The organism is Streptomyces sp. NPDC087263 (genome assembly GCF_044744645.1).
Classification (GTDB): Bacteria; Actinomycetota; Actinomycetes; order Streptomycetales; family Streptomycetaceae; genus Streptomyces.
On record NZ_JBIUYT010000008.1, the window covers coordinates 100,210 to 119,748 of the forward strand.

Consider the following 19,539-nt stretch of genomic DNA (forward strand, 5'->3'; position numbering starts at 1 on the left):
GTACGCCTTCAAGGAACAACCTTCACCCTCGTACGCTTTCAAGGAACTACTTCATTGTCAGGAACCGCTGCACCAGTGAAGCCAGCAGTACCGCCAGCAGTGGCAGTGCGAACCAGAAACTGCTTTGCAGCCACCGGAGTTGCCGCACGCCGGGCCGTACGGCGACCCGTACGACTTCCCGCGTGCTCAGCATCAGGATGAGCGCGACGGCCGCGAGGCCGCCCACCACCGACCACGGCGTCCATGTCACCTGAGGCCCGATCGGCCCCGGATCGGCCTTCGGGATCTCGCCCGCGGGCTGCTCGCGCAGCGCGTAGACCGTCGCGTCGTCGTTGACGAAGACCTTCGTCAGTTCCGGGCGTTGGTCGAGGTTCTTGAGGAGCCGCGACTCCCAGTTCGGCGAGTAGCCGACGTCCAACTGGAGATAGACCACCTGACTGCGGTTGATCATCAGGTACGAGTTGGGACCCGCGTCCCTGAGCGCCTTCACCAGGCTTGAGACCAGGACCGGGTCGACGGGCGCCAGGGTGGGCAGGTACTCCACCTTCTCCATGTCCCGTGAGCCCCACGGGATCGAGGGCGTCACGTTCTCGACCGTGTCGTTGCTCATCCACAGCAGGCGTGCGGTCGGATCGTCGTGCGCGTACACGTAGTTCATGGCGGCGACCTCGCCCGGCCTGATCCGTTCGAAGGACTCGTTGCCCCAACGGGCCACCAGGAAACCGCCCATGAGGACCAGGCCCGCCATGAGAGCCGCCAGCGGCGCGAGGCTCACGCGGTCCCTGTCCCGTTCCTTCGCGGTGACGCCGGTGCGCGGGAACAGGGCGAGTGCGGCGAGCAGGGCCGCGCCCGGGAGGGCGAACATGAAGACGCGCAGGGCCATTTCGCCGCCGTACGACTGCATGCCGAAGCCCAGGAACGGGACGAAGGTGAGGACGAGCAGCGAGCGTTCGCGGTACTTGTTCTCACGGCGGCGCCACCAGCCGTAGCAGGCGAGGGTCAGCACGCCGCCGGCCAGCAGCACGCGCGCGTAGAGGACGAGTTTGTGGGTCGAACTGCCGCCCTCGATACGGCCGGAGACCGACGAGGACACATTGCCGCCGACTCCGCCGATCCCGCCGAACAGGTCGTCGAAGTGGCCCGACCAGTAAGGCTCGGCCATGAAGCCGACCCAGGCGGCGACCAGGACGGCGAACAGGATGGGCAGGCCGCGCAGTTCGGAGCGCCCGACCAGGACGAGGGCCGCGAGGACACCCAGCATCACGAACGGGGTGAGCTGGTGCGCCGGGACGGTCACCGCGAACAGGCCGATCAACACCATGAGCAGGACGGCCTGTTGGCGGCGGTCCGTCGGCTCGACCTCCGCCTCGCCCGGCCGCCGCTTCGTCCAGAGCACCCGTGGTGCCCGGAACCAGACGAGGAGGATCGCCACGAAGACGAGGTACAGCAGATAGGTGAAGCCCTGCGGGGAGAAGTAGTCCTGGCCCACCCAGCCGCTGAGCACGAAGATCCAGATGCCGGTCCACTTGGCGCGCCAGCTCGCCCGCATCGAGCGGACGAGCAGGAACATCGGTGCCAGGTAGAGGAGTTGCATGGTCAGCGGCCACCAGCGGATCACCTCGGTGAGGTCGGTGACCCCGCAGGCCTTCGTGACGAAGGCGGCCGCCGCGAAGAAGCCCGGCCAGCTCCAGCGGGCGTCCAGGTCGGGTACGGCGGATCCGGTGCGGTCGATGTAGTCCAGGAACCCGAGGTGCTGCCAGGCCGTCGCGAACCGTGGCTCGGTCTCGATCACCGCCGGAAGCGCGTGCAGCGAGACCACGGTGGCGAGCAGCGTGACGAGCAGCAGCCCCTTGTGCTCCCGGCCCATCCAGAGCAGCGAGGCGAACACGATGACCAGGAGGGCGGCGCCGACGAGGGTAGGCAGGGGCAGCACCGAGATGAGCCCGAGCCCACCCATTCGGTCGAGGGCGCCGTCGTTGAGAGTGAGTGCGGGGACCCAGTAGAGGAGCAGGGCGGCGATCAACAGACAGCCGAGGATCAACCCTGGTCTGGTCGGGGGCGTCAACCGCTTGTGCGGGGCATCCGTCTCGTCCGCCGGGACCGGGACCCCCGTGGCAGGCCGCGCCCACCCGCCCGAGTCGCCGGGTGCCTTGCCCTGGACCTCCGAAGGGGCGCTTTCCGCCTCCTCCGCCTCGAAGGGCGCGTCTATCTCCGGAACCTCGGCCGGGCCCAGCGACGCCTCCGAACCCGGCTCGCGTGCCTCGACGGGCAACCCGACCGCCGGCTTGCCCAGCGCCCACGTCGGGCGGTGGTCCGGCCGTACCTTCGGTGTCCCCGTGGGCGGCGTCCCCGGCCCGGGCCGCACGTCCGGCCGGCGCTCCAGGTGGTCGAAGTCGACATGGATGCCCAGCGCGAGGGTGTCCGAGTCCAGCGCCCACGCGGGCCCGCGCTTGGGCGTGGGGACCTCGCCCGCCCCCAGGTCGGCGAGGTCCCCGTCCGGTGCCGCGCCCGCGGGCACCTCGGCGGGTGCGGTCCGCAGAATCCTGTACAGCCGGGGCGCGGAGATCGCCACGATCACCGCGAGGCTGACGACCTCCGCGACACCCGCGCCGGTCAGACCCATGCGGGGAAGGAGGACCACCGTCAGACCGAGCACCAGGGCGCACAACAGGCCCTGGAGCCAGGCGAGTCCGGCCGTGCGGCTCTGCGCGCGCAGGACCGCGAAGTACGTCTCCATGACGACCCGCAGCAGTCCGCCGACCGCGAACCAGCGCAGCAGTGGCGTCGCCGCGTCCGCGTAACCCTGGCCGAAGACGCGCAGGATGAACGGCGCGCCGAGGAACAGCAGCGCGCCCACCGGCAGCATGATCCGCGCCATCCGCCTGAGCGCGGCCCGGGTGTTCGCGGCGAGGCGTGCCGGGGCGTGCGAGCCCTCGACGGTGAGGGAGGCGCCCATGTTGATGGCGAGCAGGTTGACCGTGCCGCCGATGGTCGCGGTGATGTAGAAGTACGCGTTGTCGGCGGAGCTGACCTGCGAGGCCACGATGACCGGGACGAGGTAGACCACGGCGAGCGAGAACAGCGAGCCGGTGTAGTCGCCCGCGAGGAAGCGCCCGATCTCCTTCACCGAGGGCGGTTTGGTGTCGTCCTTGGTCGCCTTCACATGGCGGGGGACCAGGCGCCGGAAGACCAGCCAGCCGAGCGGCACCGCGGACATGGCGATCGCCGCGACCCACGACACGAAGACCCCCGTCGCGGGGATCACGGAGGCCAGGACGACGAGCAGCACCAGCTTCACCGCGGAGAACACCGTGTTGCCCACCGGCACCCACAGCGCGCTGCGCAGGCCGGTCAGCACACCGTCCTGGAGCGTCAGCAGCGACCAGGCGACCACCGCGACGACGAAGCCGAGGCCGGCCAGTGATCCGTGCAGGAACCGGTACGAGGGTCCCCAGATGTTCAGCGTGAGCAGGAAGGCGCCGGCGGCCAGCGCGACGACCACCGAACTGCCCAGGTACGTACGGAAGATGAGGCGTCCCGTGGCCCGGCCGGCGACCGGGATGAAGCGGGCCAGGGCGCCCGTCAGCGTCACCGCGGTGAGCCCCGCGAGGAGCTTCATCGCGGCGATCGCCGCGGAGCCCTGGCCGACCGCGGTGTCGGTGTAGTAGCGGGCGGCGATCAGCCAGTAGCCGAGCCCGAGCACCGCGGAGATACCTGTGTTGAGCATCAGGGCGTAGGCGTTGCGGAACAGCTGGTTTCCTCCGCTTCCGCCCCCGCCCCTGCCTCGGCCGGGCAGGCGGAGGCGGCGGCCCGTGCGCTGTGCGGGCGCCTCGGTCGTGGGCGATGAAGCCTTGGCGGTGGTCGTCGTGTCAGACACGGGAACTGATGGCCTTCCGGCGGACCTGATCTGCTCTTCGGACCATGGCGTACCCCTTGGTGAGGGCGCGGTCCCTGGCGAAGTTGAGGGCGATCGCGCGGCCTTGGACCAGCCGCTCGAACTCCTCGATACCGGTGCTCCGGCGCACGGTGACGCGCCGCAGGGCGTACGGCCCCTGGCGGCGGCGGGCGAGGGCGTTGCCGACGGCGAGCGACTGGGCGAAGCCCGCCTCGCGCACCGCCTCGCGCACCCGGCGGCTGGAGTAGCCGTATGGGTACGCGAACGAGGCGGGGCGGGTGCCCAGTTCGCCGGTGATGATCTCCCGGCAGCGCCGTACCTCGAACCGGAGCGCGTCCTCGGAGAGCTGGTCCATCTGCGGGTGCGTATGACTGTGCCCGCCGATCTCCACCTGCTCCGCGGCGAGTTTGCGCACCTGGCCCCAGTCCAGCATGGTGTCGAGGCCGCCGCCGGTGTCGTACGCGCCGCTGATCCACCCCGTCGACACGAACAGCGTGGCCGCGAAGCCGTACCTGGCGAGTACGGGCAGGCCGTGCCGGTGTACGCCCTCGTAGCCGTCGTCGAAGGTGACCAGGACCGGCCGCTCCGGCAGCGGTCCGCCATCCCGCCAACTCGCCCCGAGCCGCGCCGTGTCGACCGGGGTGAACCCCTGCGCGTCGAGCAGCGCCATTTGCTGGGCGAAGGCATCCGGGGTGACGGACAGTTCGCGCGTCGCTGTGTTGGGCTGCGGCGCGATCGAGTGGTACATGAGGATCGGCACCGGCTCGTTCATGCCGCGGCCCCCTTGTCGTCGGCTGCCGGAGAGACCCCCTCGATCTCCACGACGGAGAAGGTGGCGCCGCCCCTGCGCGCCCGGATGCTCCCGAGTGCGTACCCGCCCGCCGCAGTCAGCACTCCGGTCACGATGGCGCCCGCGCGTCCGGCGCCACCCGGGCGGGCCAGCACCGCGTCCCGCAGCCCGCGGACGACCCCGGCCGGCAGCACACGGGTGGCGTAACGGCGCTCGGACTCAAGTCCCTTGTCCGCGCCGACACTTCGGGCGACGAGGGCTTTGGAGAGGCCCTCGGCGTACGCGCGGGTGCGGAAGTACGCGAAGTGCTCGCGCACCTTGGGCACCCGGTGGTGGATGACCGCACGGTCGTCGATCAGGAGAATCGCGTCCGGTCGGGCGCGGGTGAGACGGATGCACAGCTCCGTCTCCTCACAGCCCAGCGGGCGCTTGTCGCCGTCGCGGCCGATGCCGGTCGCGAAGCCGCCCGCCGCGTCGAAGGCCGTACGGCGGAACGAGGCGTTGCCGCCCAGGACGTTGCGGACCCGGACCCGGCCGGGGGGCAGCCCCCTGTACGTGCAGCCCACCACCCAGTCGAACTCCTCGGGGAACCACGTGGGCCGGCGACCCGACGCCCAGATCGGCATCGTACGGCCGCCGACGGCCATGACCCGCGGATCCTGGTACCCCGACGCGAAGTGGCGCAGCCAGTCCCGTTCGGCCACGGCGTCGTCGTCGAGGAACGCGATGATGGCGCCGCGCGCGACGGCGATCCCGGTGTTGCGGCCCGCGGACAGGCCGCGGGGGCCCGCGTTGGCGAGCACCCGCACCCCGTCGGTCTCCTTGTACTCCCTGGTCAGCCGCTCCAACAGCGCGGTGTTGTGATCCACGACGAGGAGTGTTTCCAGCGCGGGCAGGGACTGCGCCCGCACCGAGGAGACCGCCGCGAGGATGTCCTCCCAGCGGTCCTCGGTGTACACGCAGATCACCACGGAGAAGTCCTGCTCGCTCAAGACACCTCTCCCCGGCCCGAGTCGAGCTGGGAGGCGTGCGGTGTGCGGCGCAGCGCACGCCGGTTGGAGCGCTCCTTGAGGATCACCTTGAGCACCCGGATCCCGTCCCGCACGGCTCTCAGATTGCTCGAACCGTGGATGCGGAGGTACTCGTGGCTCGGAATCTCCTGCACCTTCAGACCTGCCTTGACGACCCGGATGTTCATCAGGGTCTCCACCTCGAAGCCGGTGCAGTCGAGGTCGATCTTGTCCAGGCAGTGCCGCCAGAACGCGTTGTAGCCGTAGCAGAGGTCGGTGTAGCGGGCCCCGAACTTGGCGTTGACGGCCGCGCACAGCACATGGTTGCCGAGCTTGCGGATCGGCGTCATGTCGGATGTGCCGCCGCCGTTGGCGAACCGCGAGCCCTTGGCGAAGTCGGCCCCCGACACCAGCGCGGACACATAGGACACGATCTCGCTGCCGTCGGCCGAACCGTCCGCGTCGACCATCACGATGATGTCGCCGGTGCACGCCTCGAAACCGGTGATCAGGGCATCCCCCTTGCCCTTTCCGTGCTGCTTGACGACCTTGACGTCCGGCCACAGTTCACGGGCCACTTCGACGGTGTTGTCGGTGGAATTTCCGTCGACGAGAACCACTTCGTGTATCCAGCTCGGAAGGGTCTTGAAGACGTACGGGAGATTCTCGGCCTCATTCATGGCCGGAATCACGACGCTCACCGGTGGCGCTATGGCCAGGTGAGAGGAGATCGGCCGGTACTTGCCGACTGCGGTCTGATCTTCGCCCGAAATCGCTGGGCGCAGGACTGAACTCATGAGTCTGGTCCCTCTCGTCCGGTGGACCGCCCGCCCCTGGGCGGTCCGGCTCTTTGTCCGGTTCGAAAGGGGGGTTCTCACTTACGGCATAACGAAATAGATCTCCGTGCGTGCCGGGTGAGCTGGCAAAGCTGCCGGCTTTCGGAAAACGCGAAAGCCGGTCGCGCGGACGACTCGGCACAACTGGTCACCGAGCACGGCACCCCCCTACCGCGCCCCGCGCCGGACCATCGTCGCGATCTTGAGCCCTCCCCTAGATCGCATATACCTTGATGAACCGATGCGGGTGAGATGTACGACGGTATTGATGAATGAGACCTTATGGCAAGGCCTGGAACGAGGCCTCACGTTTTTGTTGGTTTGACCGTTACCTAACGCCTCGACCGGATCTTTCCCATCCGCTTGAGGATCCTGTCGGCCGATTCGAACAGCTCCGGCCTGGCCAACACCGCATTACGCAGTGCCCGGACCGGGGCGCGGCGCGCCCTGTGCCCGATGGCGATCGGATGACGTCGTGTCACCCACCCTTCGGAAACGGCGAGTTCCCGTGTCTTCAGGGAGTCCTTGTATTCCTTCTGGCCCCGCCCAAGATCCAGATAGGCGATTCCGTCGGCGGCGGCCGCCTCGGCCATGCGCAAATGCAGGATCAGCCCCGGCGAGTATTTCGAGAACGCCGGATCGTATGCCGGGAACCAGCAGGCCAGCACCCGCTCGGAGCGCAGCCCGAAGTGCGCGGCGACCGGCTTGCCGTCCGCGTACAGCACCGACAGGATCCCCGCGAACGGCTCGGAGCGGGTGTGGAAGAGCTGCTCCACCAGATGGCTGATCCAGGGGTGCGCGAAGCGGTCGCTGCGCCCGGTCCTGCGGTACTGCGCGGACTTCCAGTCCATCAGCGTGTGCAGTGCCTCGGGGTCGCGTTCGTCGTGGACGTAGCGCATTCCGTCCGTGTCCCGGCCGAGCTTGCGCTCCTTGGCCAGCGTCGACTTGGTGAACTTCGGTGACCGCTCGCGCAGTTGGCGCAGGAACGTCTCGTAGCCCTGGTCGATGTCGATGACCGGGGAAGGGAAGGTCCCGGAGGCTGCCGCCTCGAACGGCGCCTGCCCTTCGACCAGATGATCGAACTCCCACACGGCGAGCCCGCAGGCCCGCAGCAGTTCGTGGGCGTCCCAGGTGAAGCCGGGCCGGTGCACGGCGCCCTGGCAGTCGGAGACCCCGAGGCCGACGGCCCGGCCGATGCCGGCTCCGGTGCGCTGGAACGGGAAGTACGCCGCGGGCTCGCCGTTCTCCCGTACGACCGCGATCCGCACGCCGCGTCGGCAGCGGCCCATCGCGAGCGTGAACTCGGGGGACAGGAAAGGGTTCGCCAGCCCCGGCGAGCCGTTCAGATGGGCCTTCACCTGGAAAGCCGTCCACGCCGCCCGGTCGGCGGCGGTCAGCTCGCCCGGGCGGTACACGCTGATGTCCACGTCAGGAGGCCCGCCTTCTCGCGGCACGGCCACGCAGGCGCCGTACCAGTACCAGCAGGAGCATGAAGGTGCTGATCGCGGTCACGGCCACGACCCCACCGGGCACCGACCACCGGTGCAGGGCCAGCATTCCCTGGGCCACCAGCATGTTGACGGCGACTCCTCCGGCGACAGACACCAGCAGCCGGCCGAACGGTTCCAGGCCGTGCAGCGCGGCCGCGACGGCGACCGACGGAGCGGCGAGCAGGAAGAACAGGGTGAACGGACCGCGCAGCGGCGAGTCCACGTCGGCGAGTGCGAGCACCGCGCCGACCAGCGCGACGACCGTCGCGGCACCGCCGAGCAGCGGCAGCAGGTCCCTCCCCGGATCCTGCCCCGTCGCCTCCGCGGTGCCTGATGAAGGTTCCTTGATGCGTCGTATGGTCTGCATTGGCGACTTTGCCCCCCGAAGCGCCGGATGCCGGGCTTCAATGTCGCGCAGCTACGGCGGGTCGTCAAGATGCGGAAGCCGTCCGTGCGACCCACTCCCGTTCGTGAACCGCCGTCCGCAAACAGCAGTTCCCCGGAGGCGCCGACGGCCTCCGGGGAACTGTGACTCGGCTCAGCCGAGTTGAAGCACTTACGGGACGATCTTGAGGAGCTTGTTCGGCGAGCCGGTACCCGGGCTGGTGACCAGGTTGGACGTGGCACCGTTCACGAGAGCCGTGGAGACCTGCGCCGGGGTGGCGGAGGTGTGGCTCGCGAGATAGATGGCGGCCGCGCCCGCGACGTGCGGCGTGGCCATCGACGTACCCGAGAGCGTGGCGGTGGCGGTGTCGCTGGTGTTGTAACCGGCGAGGATCGAGGAGCCGGGGGCGAAGATGTCCAGGGTCGAGCCGTAGTTGGAGTAGCTCGCCCTGGCGTCCGTGCTGGTGGTGGCGCCGACCGTGATCGCCGTGGCGACCCGGGCGGGGGAGTACGAGGAGGCGTTGGCGTTGCTGTTGCCCGCCGCGATCGCGTAGGTCACGCCGCTCGCGATGGAGTTGGAGACGGCCGTGTCCAGCGTGGTGGAGGCGCCGCCGCCCAGCGACATGTTGGCGACCGAGGGGCCACTGTGGTTGCTGGTCACCCAGTTGATGCCCGCGATGACGCCGGCGGTGGTGCCGGAGCCGGCGTTGTCGAGGACGCGGACCGCCACGATGTTCGCCTTCTTGGCGACACCGTAGGTGGAGCCCGCGATGGTGGTGGCCACGTGGGTGCCGTGCCCGTTGCCGTCCTGGGCGACGTTGTCACCCTCGACGGCGTCGTAGCCGTTCGTGGCGCGCCCGGCGATCTGGGTGTGCGTGATGCGTACGCCGGTGTCGATGACGTACGCGGTCACGCCGGCGCCCCCCGTGTCCGGGTAGGTGTACGTGGTGGAGAGCGGCAGCGACGTCTGGTCGATGCGGTCCAGGCCCCAGGGGGCGCTGGACTGCGTGGCGTCGACGTGGACCGTCTGGTTCTGCTCGACCGTGGCGACCGCCGGGTCGGCGGCGAGTCTCGCGGCCTCCTGGGCCGAGAGAGTGGCCGAGTAGCCGTTCAGCGCGGCGCCGAACGTCCTCTTCACCGTGCCGCCGTACTCGCTGATCAGACCCTTGCCCTCGCTCGAGGAGGCCTTGAAGCCGGCCGTCTTCTCGAGCGTGATGATGTAGCTGTCCTTGATGGCCGTGGGGGAACCGGCGGCGAGCACCGTGCCCGTGGCCGGGGCGGCCTGGGCAGGGAGCGCGGTGAATCCGCCTACAAGGGCGGCGGTCGCCACGGAGGTTATCGCGGCGATCCTGATCTTCTTGCTACGGAGTTGTGCCATGACGAGGGAGTCCTCCTCGGGCGGCGGGCGCCTGGGTGGGGCGCGCGCGGTGTGGGGGTGCACGTGATCGGGCGCACAGCTCGGAGTGTCGCGTTCCACCCCGGGCTGAGGTAAAGACTCGGTGATCTCCCCGCGCGACTCAAGGGAGTTGACCCCTTGTCACGACGCTGTCATGAACACGCAATCAAATTCATGGCGAACGCACAGGATGGGGCCCGAAAAGGGCCCGAAAGTCTTGGCATGGACACTTCCTGTCAACACGCGTAGCTGGTACGAAAGTTATGCAGAGATCCTGCTAAAGGGAGGTTCCATGAGACGTTCCCGAATTACGGCATACGTGACCTCGCTCCTCCTCGCCCTCGGCGTCGCCCTCACCGGGTCAGCGACGGCGCAGGCGTCCCCCGCCCTTGCGGCCACCGGCTATGTGGCCCTCGGCGACTCCTACTCCTCCGGTGTCGGCGCGGGCGGCTACATCGGTTCCAGCGGCAACTGCAAGCGCAGCACGAAGGCGTACCCCTACCTCTGGGCGGCCGCCCATTCACCCTCGTCGTTCAACTTCACGGCTTGCTCCGGCGCTCGTACGGGTGATGTCGTCGCCAACCAGTTGACCCCCCTCAACTCCTCCACCGGCCTCGTCTCGATCAGCGTCGGCGGCAACGACGCGGGCTTTGCCGACGTCATGACGACGTGTGTGCTCCAGTCGCAGAGCTCCTGCCTCGCGCGGATCGCCACCGCGAAGGCGTACGTCGACTCGACACTTCCCGGCAAGCTCGACACCGTCTACGCGGCGATCAACAGGAAGGCCCCGTCCGCCCATGTGGTCGTCCTGGGCTATCCCCGCTTCTACAAGCTCAACGGCAGCTGCCTGACCGGCCTCACCGAGGCCGAGCGAGCCGCGATCAACGGCGCCGCGGACTATCTGGACACCGCGATCGCCAAGCGCGCCGCCGACCACGGCTTCACCTTCGGCGACGTCAGGAGCAGGTTCACGGGTCACGAGATCTGCTCGGGCGGCGCCTGGCTGCACAGCCTGAACCTGCTGAACATCGGTGAGTCCTACCACCCGACCGCGCCGGGACAGTCCGGCGGATACCTGCCCGTGTTCAACAGCGCGGCGTGACCGCCCAGGACAAGTCCTAGGGAGACCATCTAGGGCCGGACTTAGGGAGACCACCTAGGACAGGCCTGAGGGAGGCCACCTCGGACAGGCCTCAGGGAGACTCGGAAGCGGAGGCCCCGTCCGTCGGGGTCTCCGTCACGCACGTCACCGAGAACGGCACCGAGTTGGACGTCGCGTGCACGGGACTGCGGATCTCCACGCCGATCGCGTTCTCGTAGGTCCCCGACTCGTCGTACGTCGTCACGATCACCGTCTTCTGCTGGGTCCTGTCACCGCTCGCGGGGAACGACAGGGTCTTCCAGCCCGGGTCCGACACCTCGCCGGTCTCCGTCACCCAGCGGTACTCGACCTCGGCCGGGACCCGCCCGACCGTGAACGTCGCCGTGAACGTGGGTGCTTGCGCGTCGGGCGGCGGGCAGGCGCCGGAGTACGCGGTGTGCGCACCCGCGACCGTGACCTGCGCGGTCTGGGCGGGCGGAGGTGTGGTCGTCCGGCTCTCGGTGGCCGGCGCGCTGGTGGAGGGGCTCCCGCCGCTCGCGCCCTGGCCGCTCCCGCTGTCGCTGGTCTCCGGGGTCGAACTCACGCCGCCCGAACCGCTGCTGACGGCGGCCCCGCCGCCGCCGTCGCCGTTGTCGCGGTTCAACAGGGCGTACGTCAGCCCTCCCAGCGCGAGGACGAGTGCCACCACCCCCGCGATCAGAACGACCGCCGCGCGGCGATTGCGGTCGGGCTCGGCCGTGGTGCCGGCCGAGGCAACAGTGGCGTCGGCCGGCCCGTACGGCATCGGCGGTGTTGATCCTGGGGAGGTCTGGGGGAACCCCGCGAGCGTCGGCGCCTCCGCGATCAGGGGCGGCGGACCGAAGCCGGGGCCGGCCAGGGTGCCGCCCGCCGCGACGATCCGCAGCACGTGCTCGGCCTGCTCGGCGCCCAGCCGCTCGGCCGGGTCCTTGGCCAGCAGCCCCTCGATGACGGGGGTGAGCGGACCCGCGCGCCGCGGCGGCGGCAGCGGCTCGTCGACGATCGCGCGCAGGGTGCTCAGTGGGGTGTTCTGACGGAACGGCGAGTTGCCCTCGACCGCCGCGTACAGCAGTACCCCGAGCGACCACAGATCCGACTCGGGCCCGGGAGTCCGGCCCAACGCCCGCTCCGGGGCGAGGAATTCGGGCGAGCCGATGACCTCGCCCGTCATGGTCAGCGCGGAGCTGCCCTCGACCATGGCGATGCCGAAGTCCGTCAGCACGATCCGTCCGTCGTTCGACATCAGGACGTTGCCCGGCTTCACATCGCGGTGCAGCACCCCGGCCTCGTGCGCGGCACGCAGCGCGGTGAGCACCTCGGCACCGATGTGCGCGGCGCGCGGCGGGTCGACCGGGCCCTCGGCGTCCAGGAGATCCGAGAGGGCGACGCCGCGGATCAGCTCCATCACGATCCAGGGGCGACCGTCGTCCGTTGCGACGTCGTACACCGTCACCACGTTGCGGTTCGAGATACGGGCCGCCGCCCACGCCTCGCGCTCCAGCCGCGCGTACATCCGCTCCGCGTCGTACGCCGGGATCCCCGTGGGCGCACGGACCTCCTTCACCGCGACCTCGCGCTGGAGCACCTCGTCACGGGCGCGCCACACCGTGCCCATGCCGCCCTCGCCCAAGGGCGACAGCAGCCGGTAGCGCCCGGCGATCACACGTTCACTGCCCGGATCTTCGGACACGGGTGTCCCCCCATTCGTATCCGTTGTGCATCCGCGTGATTTCTCCCCAAAAGTAGCTCAGCCGAGGACGGATGCCGCCCCCCTGAACACCAAGCCGGCCCCAAGCGCCACGACCACCAACGCCGATCCCAGCGGTGCGGTCCTGCGCAGCAGGGCCACGATCGGCCCGCCGGCCCACCGCGGGCGCCCGGCCAGTGCCCGGTTCACCCCGTCGCCCAACTTCACGACGGCGAATCCGGCCGCCGTGAGCGTCAGGGCGAGCCCGACGCCGTACGCGAGGACGAGGAGCAATCCGAACCACGCCTGTCCCAGCGCCGCGGCGCCCACCAGGACGACCACGGCGGAGGGGCTGGGCACGAGCCCGCCGGCGAAGCCGAGCAGGATCGTGCCGCGGAGGGTGGGGGCGGTGGGGTGGGTGTGTGTGAAGCCGCCGTGGGTGTGTTCGAGGGGGGCCCGCTTCTCCTGTGGGGCGGGGGCGTGCGGGTGACTGTGCCGGCGGACGGGGGGTTGGGGGTGGGGGCGGGCTTCCACGGACGCGGACGCGTGGGCGTGCGCGAGGACCAGGGGGCGTTCACGCTGCTCGGCGTGCGGGTGCTCGTGCGCACGCTCATGCTCGGCGTGCGGATGCTCCGAGTGGGCGTGGTCGTGGCTGTGCAGGTGGTTACGGTCCTGGTCCTGGTCCTGGTCGTGATGGTGGCGGTGCGCGTGGCCATGGTCCTGGTCGTGATCGTGGCGGTGCGCGTGGCCGTGGTCGTGCGTGCGGCCGTCTCCGTGGTCGTGTGTGTGCCCGCTCCCGTGGGAGTGCCCGTGTCCCCGGTTGCGCCAGGCCCGGCGTACGAGTGTCGCGCCCGCAAGCGTCACCAGGAGCCCGCTCGCGACGCCCAGCCAGGCGATTACGGAGGGCGCCGCGGCCGAACCGGCCGTGATCAGGAGGCCCAGGGCGACCACGCCCAGGGTGTGGGTGACCGTCACCGAGGCGGCCAGCGGCAGGACGTCGCGCAGGCCCGCCCGGCCGCCGCGAGCCGCTGCCGTCGCGGCCATCAGGGTCTTGCCATGACCGGGTGCGAGCGCGTGCAGGGCGCCGAGGCCCACCGCGATGAGCAGGGCGAGAGCGCCGAAGCCGATCGTCAGGTCGTGGTGGGCCACCAGGGAGTCGAGCGCCTGGGTCCAGCGGTCGGCGCCGCGCGGGAGGACCGAGTCGGCGGGCGCGTCGCGGCCACTCTCGACCAGCGCGGGGCCACCGGCCCGCACCCGCAGGGACGCGGAGGCGATGTCGGCCGGCGACGAGAGCAGTTCCTGCGGGTACTTGGTGAGCTGCCGTGACACCGACTCCGTGGGTACGTCCGAGGAGGCGAGCGTCATCCGGTCGCCGCGCGCGGTGATCTCCCGCCAGCCCGGCCCCCTGTCGGTTCCCGCGCCCCGGAACTCGACGTCCACGGTGTCCTGTTCGGGGAGCGCCGCCGTCAACCGGCATTCCACCCGGAGGGTGTTGAGCCCCGCCTGCCCCGGCCTTACGCGCGCGACGCTCGTGCCGACGGTGAGCGGGACCTCGCCGCCGCCGACGGTGACCGCACTGTCCTGTGCGGCCGTCTCGCACCGCTGACGTGCCCAGTCCGTCAGCCCGAGCTTCTCGATCTGCGGCTCGGCCTGGGTGGCCGGGATCTCCGCGAGGTCCTCGACATGGTCGACCCGCAGTTGCCCGGGGGCGGCGACCAGACCGTCGTACCGATTGACGGTGAAGTTGCCGAGCGGGTGGGCGCTCGCCTGTCCGGAGGGGACGAGGACGAGTGCGCAGGCAGCGGCGAGAACGGCCGTTGCGGAGCGGAACACGCGGCGGAGTCCAGGGGTCACTTGTCGGCCTCCAGTGCCTTGCGGGCCTCTGCGGCGCCCAGCGGTGAGAAGCCCGGGTTGAGGTCGAGGGCCGATTTCAGCGAGGCGTCGGCCTCCTTCTCATGGCCGGTGGCGCGCTCGATCATGCCCCGGTGGTAGAGGAAGGACGCGTTGCGGTAGCCGGTGGCCGTCGCCTCGTGGGCGTACGGCAGGGCCTCCTCGTCGCGGCCGTTGACGTGCAGTGCCCAGGCGAGGGCGTCCGCGGTGTGCACGGTGTGGCGGCGGGCCCACTCGGCCTGGGCCGCCTTCAGCGCGGCCTTCTTGTCGCCGTGGTCGGCGGCGGCCAGAGCGGTGTCGAGGTCGGCGTTGACGCCGTTGGCCCGGGCCAGCGAGACCCAGGCGTTCACCAGCGCGTACTGGTCGCGGGCCTTCCCGGCGTCGCCCTCCGCGCCGCGCGCCTCGTACAACTCCCCGAGTTCCACGAGTGGTTGGGGCAGCGGATACCGCTCCACCACCTGCTCCATGCCGCTGATCGCCGCCGCGCGGTCGCCCTGCGCGGCCTGCGTGCGGGCGCGGCCTTCGAGGGCCGGGAGATAGGTGTCGTCGGCCGCGAGCGCGCGGGCGTAGTACGTGAGGGCCGTCTTGTACTCGCCCTGGTTCCAGGCGAGTTGGCCGAGCGCGGTGGCCACGTACGTGACGTCGCCACGGGTCGTCGCCGAGTCGAGTGCCTGCTCCAGGACGCGGCGGGCGGTCTGCGCATCGCCGCGCAACTCGTTGACGTACGCGTACCGCGTGAAGACCGGGACGCCCGGGCGGCGCGAGTCGGCCGTGTCCGCGGCCTTGGACGCCTCGTCGTAGCGGCCGAGTTCGACCAGGGCGTCGATACGGGAGGCGAGGGCGCGCTCGCTGTACGGGTTCTGTTTGAGCGCCTGGTCCGCGTACTTGAGGGCGCCGGTGAAGTCGTGCCGGGCGGCGGCCAGGGCGGCACGGCCCGCGAGCGCGGGATCGTTGTCCGGACGCAGCTCGAGGGAACGGGCGAGCGCCTGCTGTGCCTGCGGGTACCGGGAGGGATCGCCCTTCGTGCGGGCCTGCTCGATGTAGGCGAGCCCGAGCGTCGACCAGCCGCCGAAGTCCTTGGGCTGAGACCGGAGATGAGCCTGCAACGAGGTGATGCTCGCGTCGAGATCCGCGCCGGCGAGCAACTGCGGCGAGACGCCGGCGGGCGCCGCCGCCAGGGTGGCCGCTCCACCGTCGTCCTGGAGGGCCCCGACCACTATGGCCCCGGCGGTGAGAGCGACGGCCAACGCGGATGCGCAGAAGGCGAGTTGGGCCGCACGCCAGCGGCGCCCGGAGGCGGACAGCCGCCGGACGGCGGCGACGCGCTCGTCGGGCGCTTCATTGGTGACCTCGGTGACCTCGGTGACCTCGTCGGTCAGGTCACCGGAGGCCGGACTCGGCGCCGCTGCCGCCTCGACATCCGCCGGATTCTCCTCGGGCATGGCCTCCGCGGCGCGGTCCACGGGCTCGGCGCCGCGTTCGCTCTCCGGCGCGCTGTCGTTCGCAGGCGGCAACATGCCCTCTCCTCGAAGTCCTTGGTTCCTTGGGGGAAACGCTCGTTGTGGGGGCTGGGCGGCGCGGCCCGCGCCGTGGGGGATGAGTACGCGCGGGCCGCGCCAGTCGGTGAGCCGGGCCGACAGGCCCGGTCGGGGGATCGTGCGGCCGGGTCAGTGGCCCGGCCGCGGATCCGTGAGCCGGGTCAGTAGGCCCGGTCGTTCACCCTCCGGCGCCACCACATCAGCCCGGTGCCGATCAACAGGAAGCCGGCCGCGCCCGCCGCCGCGGAGGCCGCGATCAGCATGGTGTCGGTCTCGCCGGAGGCACTCGTGGGCTGGAGCGCGTCACCGAGCTGGTTGCGCACGTCGGTCCCGCTGGTCGTGCCCTTGGCGAGGGTTCCGCGGGAACCCGCGGCCGGGTTGGCCAGGTAGGGGAAGGTGTGGCCGAACTTCTTGTCGTTCTTGTCGACCGCGTCGCCCAAGTCGTTCTTGGAGCCGACCAGTTCACCCTCGACGACCTGCAGTGCGATGTCGAGCACGTCGTCGGTGAGCCGGCGTCCGTTCGGGAAGCCCGCGGTGTCGCCGTCCAGCACACCGAGCCGCTTGGGCGAAGCCACCGGCTTGATCGAGGTGTTGAGCCGCAGCTCCTCCGCAGGGGTGACGTGGGGCGGCTGGTTGAGGCCCTCCACACCCTTCAGGAACACGTCGACGAGGTCGTTGCGCGGTTCCGTCGGCGCCGGGATCTTGTAGATCGCCTCGATGAGCTTGGGCAGCTCCGGGTTGGTCACGTTCGTCAGGAAGTCGCCGTCGTTCCAGGGCGAGGACGCGTTGAACTTGTCCTTGTCCTTGATCGGGTTGACGACCTCGTTCACCAGCGGCATGCCCAGCCGGGAGACCTGCGTCCAGTCACCGTGCGCGTCCTTGCGCTGGGTGGTGGACCAGATGCCGACGATGGGTTGCTCGGCCGACTCCTGGATCATGTTACTCGGCACCTGGAGGGCTATCGAGTTGACGTTGTAGCCCCTGAGGGTGTCCCGCCCGACCTCGGTCAGGTTGCCGCCGTACAGCAGGTCGAAGACCCGCAGGTCCAGGAAGAACGGGTCGTCCGCCTGTCCGGCGAACGTCGTTGAACCGCCCGCGAGTTCGTGCACTGCCTGGTCGCGCAGCTTGCCGTAGTCCGGCATCGACGCCTTGCCGACGTTCGACGGCGCCACCGGAACATCGTCCGCGACCTTCGTCTTCGACACCAGCTTCTGGTTCTTCAGCCGCAGCAGATCGATGTCGTACGTCTGCGTGATGTTGAGGTCGGGGTCGTCGAGGCTGTCGACCGCACCCGTGTTGTAGAGGAAGGTGTTGCCGTTCTTGACGTGTGTCTTGAAGGTGTAGCGGTAGAGCAACTCGCCCTGCGCGTCACCGTTGTTGTCGATGTGGATGTCGTACTGGGCGTCCTCGGCGAACGTGAAGAAGTTCGGTCCGCCGGCCGGTTCCTCGAAGGGGATCCAGTTCGCCACGATGGTCGTCGTATCGGGCTTGTCCGGGCTCACGAACGCATACACGTCCGTGTTGTCGTACTGCGGAGCCCCCGAGATCAACGGGGCCTCCCGGTGGCTGGAGGCGGAGGCCGCCCCCGGTACCAATAGCGTCACGCCGGCGGCTGCGAGCCCCCCGGCGGCCAGCGCACCACAGACGAGGGTCGCGAGACTCCTGCGCCCCGCGCCACTCCTGAAGATAGGTGTCATGCCGTCCGTCCTCACGTCCCAATTGCCTGACGCACGCCATTCGGAGCGGTCGCCGGGGTGGATTGGTCAAATCCCAAACGTTCTTACGGCGGCCTTCGCAGGTTGTTTCAGCGACGGGCTCAGTTTCTGTGGCCGGCCTGTCGCAGCCTGACTCCCCGACAGACCCGTTTCCCTGGCGGCGGACCCGCGTTTTCGGTTCGCTGATCCGTAACCCATCCGGGAGCGTGCTCGCTGCGAACACGTAAGTGACGGGACGGCCCTGCGGGCCGGAGAGGGGGAACGGGTGGAGGCGGACGAACTCCTGGTGCTCGTGGCCGGAGGCAACCAGAAGGCATTCGAGGAGCTGTACGGACTGGTGTCCGGGCCGGTGTTCGGACTGGTACGCCGGGTGGTGCGCGACCCCGCCCAGTCGGAGGAGGTGGCCCAGGAAGTGCTGCTCGAACTCTGGCGCTCCGCCGGGCGGTTCGACCCGCGGCGCGGCAGCGCCCTCTCCTGGGTGCTCACCCTCGCGCACCGCCGGGCCGTCGACCGGGTCCGCAGCGCCCGCGCCGCCACCGAGCGCGAGCAACGGGAGGGACAGCGCGCCCACCACCCCGCCTTCGACCAGGTCGCCGAAGAGGTCGAGGCCGGACTCGAACGCGAGTGGGTCCGCCGCTGCCTCGACCGGCTCACCGCTCTGCAACGCCAGTCCGTCACCCTCGCGTACTACGACGGCTACACCTACCGTGAAGTGGCCGAACGGCTCTCTCTGCCGCTCGGCACGGTCAAGACCCGTATGCGCGACGGACTGACGCGGCTGCGTGACTGTCTGGGAGGTGTCGCATGAGTGTCCCCGACCCCCTGCTCGACCGCCTGCCCGGCCCTGATTCCGATGTACGACCGCACGGAGGTCCGTGTGTACGAGAGGGAGATGCCGGATGAGCCTCCTCGACCGGTTGCTGCGGCGCGATCTGCACTCCCTGGCCGCGCCCTACGCGCTGGACGCCCTCGAACCCGACGAGCGCCGCCGCTTCGAACGCCACCTGCGCGACTGCCCGCTCTGCACCGCAGAGGTCCGGGCGCTCACCGAGGACGCGGTGCGCCTCGCCTGGTCCACCGCTGCGCCGGCGCCGGCCGCGCTGCGCGACCGTGTGCTGACCGCCGTACGGACCACGCCGCAGGAGCCGTCGCCCCAGCACGCGCCACGCGCGCGTGCCCCCCATCAGGCGGCGCATCCGACCGCACGCGGGCGTGCCCCCCGCTTCCGCCCGCTTCTCGCCCCGCTCGCCACCACCACGGCCGCGGCGGCCCTCGTCGTGGCCTCGCTCTTCGCCGTGCAGGCGACGCGGACCCAGGACCAACTGGACCAGGAGCGCGCCCAGGCACGTGAGATCGCCCACGTCCTCGCGGCCCCGGACGCCCGCGCGGCCGGCGACCGGGACGCCCAGGGACGCGGTATCGGTGTGGTCGCCTCCGCGTCGGAGCGGAGCGCCGTCGTGACACTGAGCGGGTACGGCACCCCCGCCGGGGGGCGCGTGCACCAGCTGTGGCTCATGCGCCCCGATGAGAATCCGCGCTCCCTGGGGCTCTTCGACGGCGACACGCCCCTGGTCGCCGACGGACTGAATACGACCGCGACGTCACTCGCTGTCACCGTCGAGCCCAAAGGTGGCTCGGTGCAGCCCACTACCGCCCCAGTTGTCCAACTCGCCCTGGAATCGGTTGGATTCGGAGAGTAATCGTCAACACCCTTATAGGGAAGGTGAATCCTGCGCCTGCGATACACGAGTGCCACGAGGGGGCGATAGGGTTAGCCTGCCCGGGCCG

14 protein-coding genes are annotated in these 19,539 nt (G+C 70.3%); 3 read left to right on the top strand and 11 right to left on the bottom strand.

Annotated elements, in window-relative coordinates:
- Nucleotides 1-46: 46 nt before the first annotated feature.
- The 7 genes from ACIPC1_RS25655 to ACIPC1_RS25685 form a co-directional block, all read right to left on the bottom strand.
- Nucleotides 47-3,877 (bottom strand): lipopolysaccharide biosynthesis protein, encoded by a 3,831-nt coding sequence (locus tag ACIPC1_RS25655; protein WP_402520776.1) that lies wholly within the window; start codon nt 3,875-3,877, stop codon nt 47-49.
- The gene (locus tag ACIPC1_RS25660; RefSeq protein ID WP_402520778.1) at nt 3,870-4,667 is read right to left on the bottom strand and encodes a polysaccharide deacetylase family protein; all 798 of its coding nucleotides are present in this window, start codon (nt 4,665-4,667) and stop codon (nt 3,870-3,872) included. The genes ACIPC1_RS25655 and ACIPC1_RS25660 overlap by 8 nt, the downstream gene beginning before the upstream one ends.
- The gene (locus ACIPC1_RS25665; RefSeq protein ID WP_402520781.1) at nt 4,664-5,677 is read right to left on the bottom strand and encodes a glycosyltransferase family 2 protein; all 1,014 of its coding nucleotides are present in this window, start codon (nt 5,675-5,677) and stop codon (nt 4,664-4,666) included. The genes ACIPC1_RS25660 and ACIPC1_RS25665 overlap by 4 nt, the downstream gene beginning before the upstream one ends.
- Nucleotides 5,674-6,492, bottom strand: a complete 819-nt coding sequence (locus ACIPC1_RS25670; protein WP_402520783.1) for a glycosyltransferase family 2 protein — start codon at nt 6,490-6,492, stop codon at nt 5,674-5,676. Before ACIPC1_RS25670 ends, ACIPC1_RS25665 begins: the two co-directional genes overlap by 4 nt.
- Nucleotides 6,493-6,863: 371 nt before the next feature.
- Nucleotides 6,864-7,958 (bottom strand): GNAT family N-acetyltransferase, encoded by a 1,095-nt coding sequence (locus ACIPC1_RS25675; protein ID WP_402520785.1) that lies wholly within the window; start codon nt 7,956-7,958, stop codon nt 6,864-6,866.
- Nucleotide 7,959: 1 nt separating this feature from the next.
- Nucleotides 7,960-8,388 (bottom strand): hypothetical protein, encoded by a 429-nt coding sequence (locus tag ACIPC1_RS25680; RefSeq protein ID WP_402520787.1) that lies wholly within the window; start codon nt 8,386-8,388, stop codon nt 7,960-7,962.
- Between the two features lie 189 nt (nt 8,389-8,577).
- Nucleotides 8,578-9,783, bottom strand: a complete 1,206-nt coding sequence (locus ACIPC1_RS25685; RefSeq protein WP_402520790.1) for a S8 family peptidase — start codon at nt 9,781-9,783, stop codon at nt 8,578-8,580.
- A 310-nt stretch (nt 9,784-10,093) separates the two neighbouring features.
- On the opposite strand from ACIPC1_RS25685, the gene ACIPC1_RS25690 reads away from it, so the two are divergent.
- Complete coding sequence (locus ACIPC1_RS25690; protein WP_402520792.1) at nt 10,094-10,903, top strand: SGNH/GDSL hydrolase family protein; 810 nt, start codon at nt 10,094-10,096, stop codon at nt 10,901-10,903.
- A gap of 91 nt (nt 10,904-10,994) precedes the next feature.
- Here the strand turns inward: ACIPC1_RS25690 and ACIPC1_RS25695 are convergent, their stop codons facing one another.
- The 4 genes from ACIPC1_RS25695 to ACIPC1_RS25710 all read right to left on the bottom strand — a co-directional run bounded on the left by ACIPC1_RS25695 (nt 10,995) and on the right by ACIPC1_RS25710 (nt 17,733).
- Entirely contained in the window at nt 10,995-12,611 is a 1,617-nt protein-coding gene (locus ACIPC1_RS25695; protein ID WP_402520794.1) for a serine/threonine-protein kinase, read from the bottom strand.
- 57 nt (nt 12,612-12,668) lie between these two features.
- A complete protein-coding gene (locus ACIPC1_RS25700) occupies nt 12,669-14,462 on the bottom strand; it encodes a nickel transporter (protein WP_402520796.1) in 1,794 nt (597 codons plus the stop codon).
- Nucleotides 14,459-16,015, bottom strand: a complete 1,557-nt coding sequence (locus ACIPC1_RS25705) for a tetratricopeptide repeat protein (RefSeq protein ID WP_402520798.1) — start codon at nt 16,013-16,015, stop codon at nt 14,459-14,461. The genes ACIPC1_RS25700 and ACIPC1_RS25705 overlap by 4 nt, the downstream gene beginning before the upstream one ends.
- Nucleotides 16,016-16,197: 182 nt before the next feature.
- On the bottom strand, nt 16,198-17,733 hold the full coding sequence (locus ACIPC1_RS25710) for a DUF4331 domain-containing protein (protein WP_402520800.1): 1,536 nt from the start codon (nt 17,731-17,733) through the stop codon (nt 16,198-16,200).
- A gap of 283 nt (nt 17,734-18,016) precedes the next feature.
- On the opposite strand from ACIPC1_RS25710, the gene ACIPC1_RS25715 reads away from it, so the two are divergent.
- Nucleotides 18,017-18,559, top strand: coding sequence for a sigma-70 family RNA polymerase sigma factor (locus ACIPC1_RS25715; protein WP_385736602.1), 543 nt, complete (start codon nt 18,017-18,019; stop codon nt 18,557-18,559).
- A gap of 91 nt (nt 18,560-18,650) precedes the next feature.
- Complete coding sequence (locus tag ACIPC1_RS25720) at nt 18,651-19,451, top strand: anti-sigma factor domain-containing protein (RefSeq protein ID WP_402520802.1); 801 nt, start codon at nt 18,651-18,653, stop codon at nt 19,449-19,451.
- Nucleotides 19,452-19,539: the final 88 nt, after the last annotated feature.

Coding starts and splice junctions, on each gene's coding strand:
- ACIPC1_RS25660 (WP_402520778.1), bottom strand. CDS start 4,667: ATGAACGAGCCGGTGCCGATCCTCATGTACCACTCGATCGCGCCGCAG.
- ACIPC1_RS25670 (WP_402520783.1), bottom strand. CDS start 6,492: ATGAGTTCAGTCCTGCGCCCAGCGATTTCGGGCGAAGATCAGACCGCA.
- ACIPC1_RS25680 (WP_402520787.1), bottom strand. CDS start 8,388: ATGCAGACCATACGACGCATCAAGGAACCTTCATCAGGCACCGCGGAG.
- ACIPC1_RS25685 (WP_402520790.1), bottom strand. CDS start 9,783: ATGGCACAACTCCGTAGCAAGAAGATCAGGATCGCCGCGATAACCTCC.
- ACIPC1_RS25690 (WP_402520792.1), top strand. CDS start 10,094: ATGAGACGTTCCCGAATTACGGCATACGTGACCTCGCTCCTCCTCGCC.
- ACIPC1_RS25705 (WP_402520798.1), bottom strand. CDS start 16,015: ATGTTGCCGCCTGCGAACGACAGCGCGCCGGAGAGCGAACGCGGCGCC.
- ACIPC1_RS25710 (WP_402520800.1), bottom strand. CDS start 17,733: ATGACACCTATCTTCAGGAGTGGCGCGGGGCGCAGGAGTCTCGCGACC.
- ACIPC1_RS25720 (WP_402520802.1), top strand. CDS start 18,651: ATGAGCCTCCTCGACCGGTTGCTGCGGCGCGATCTGCACTCCCTGGCC.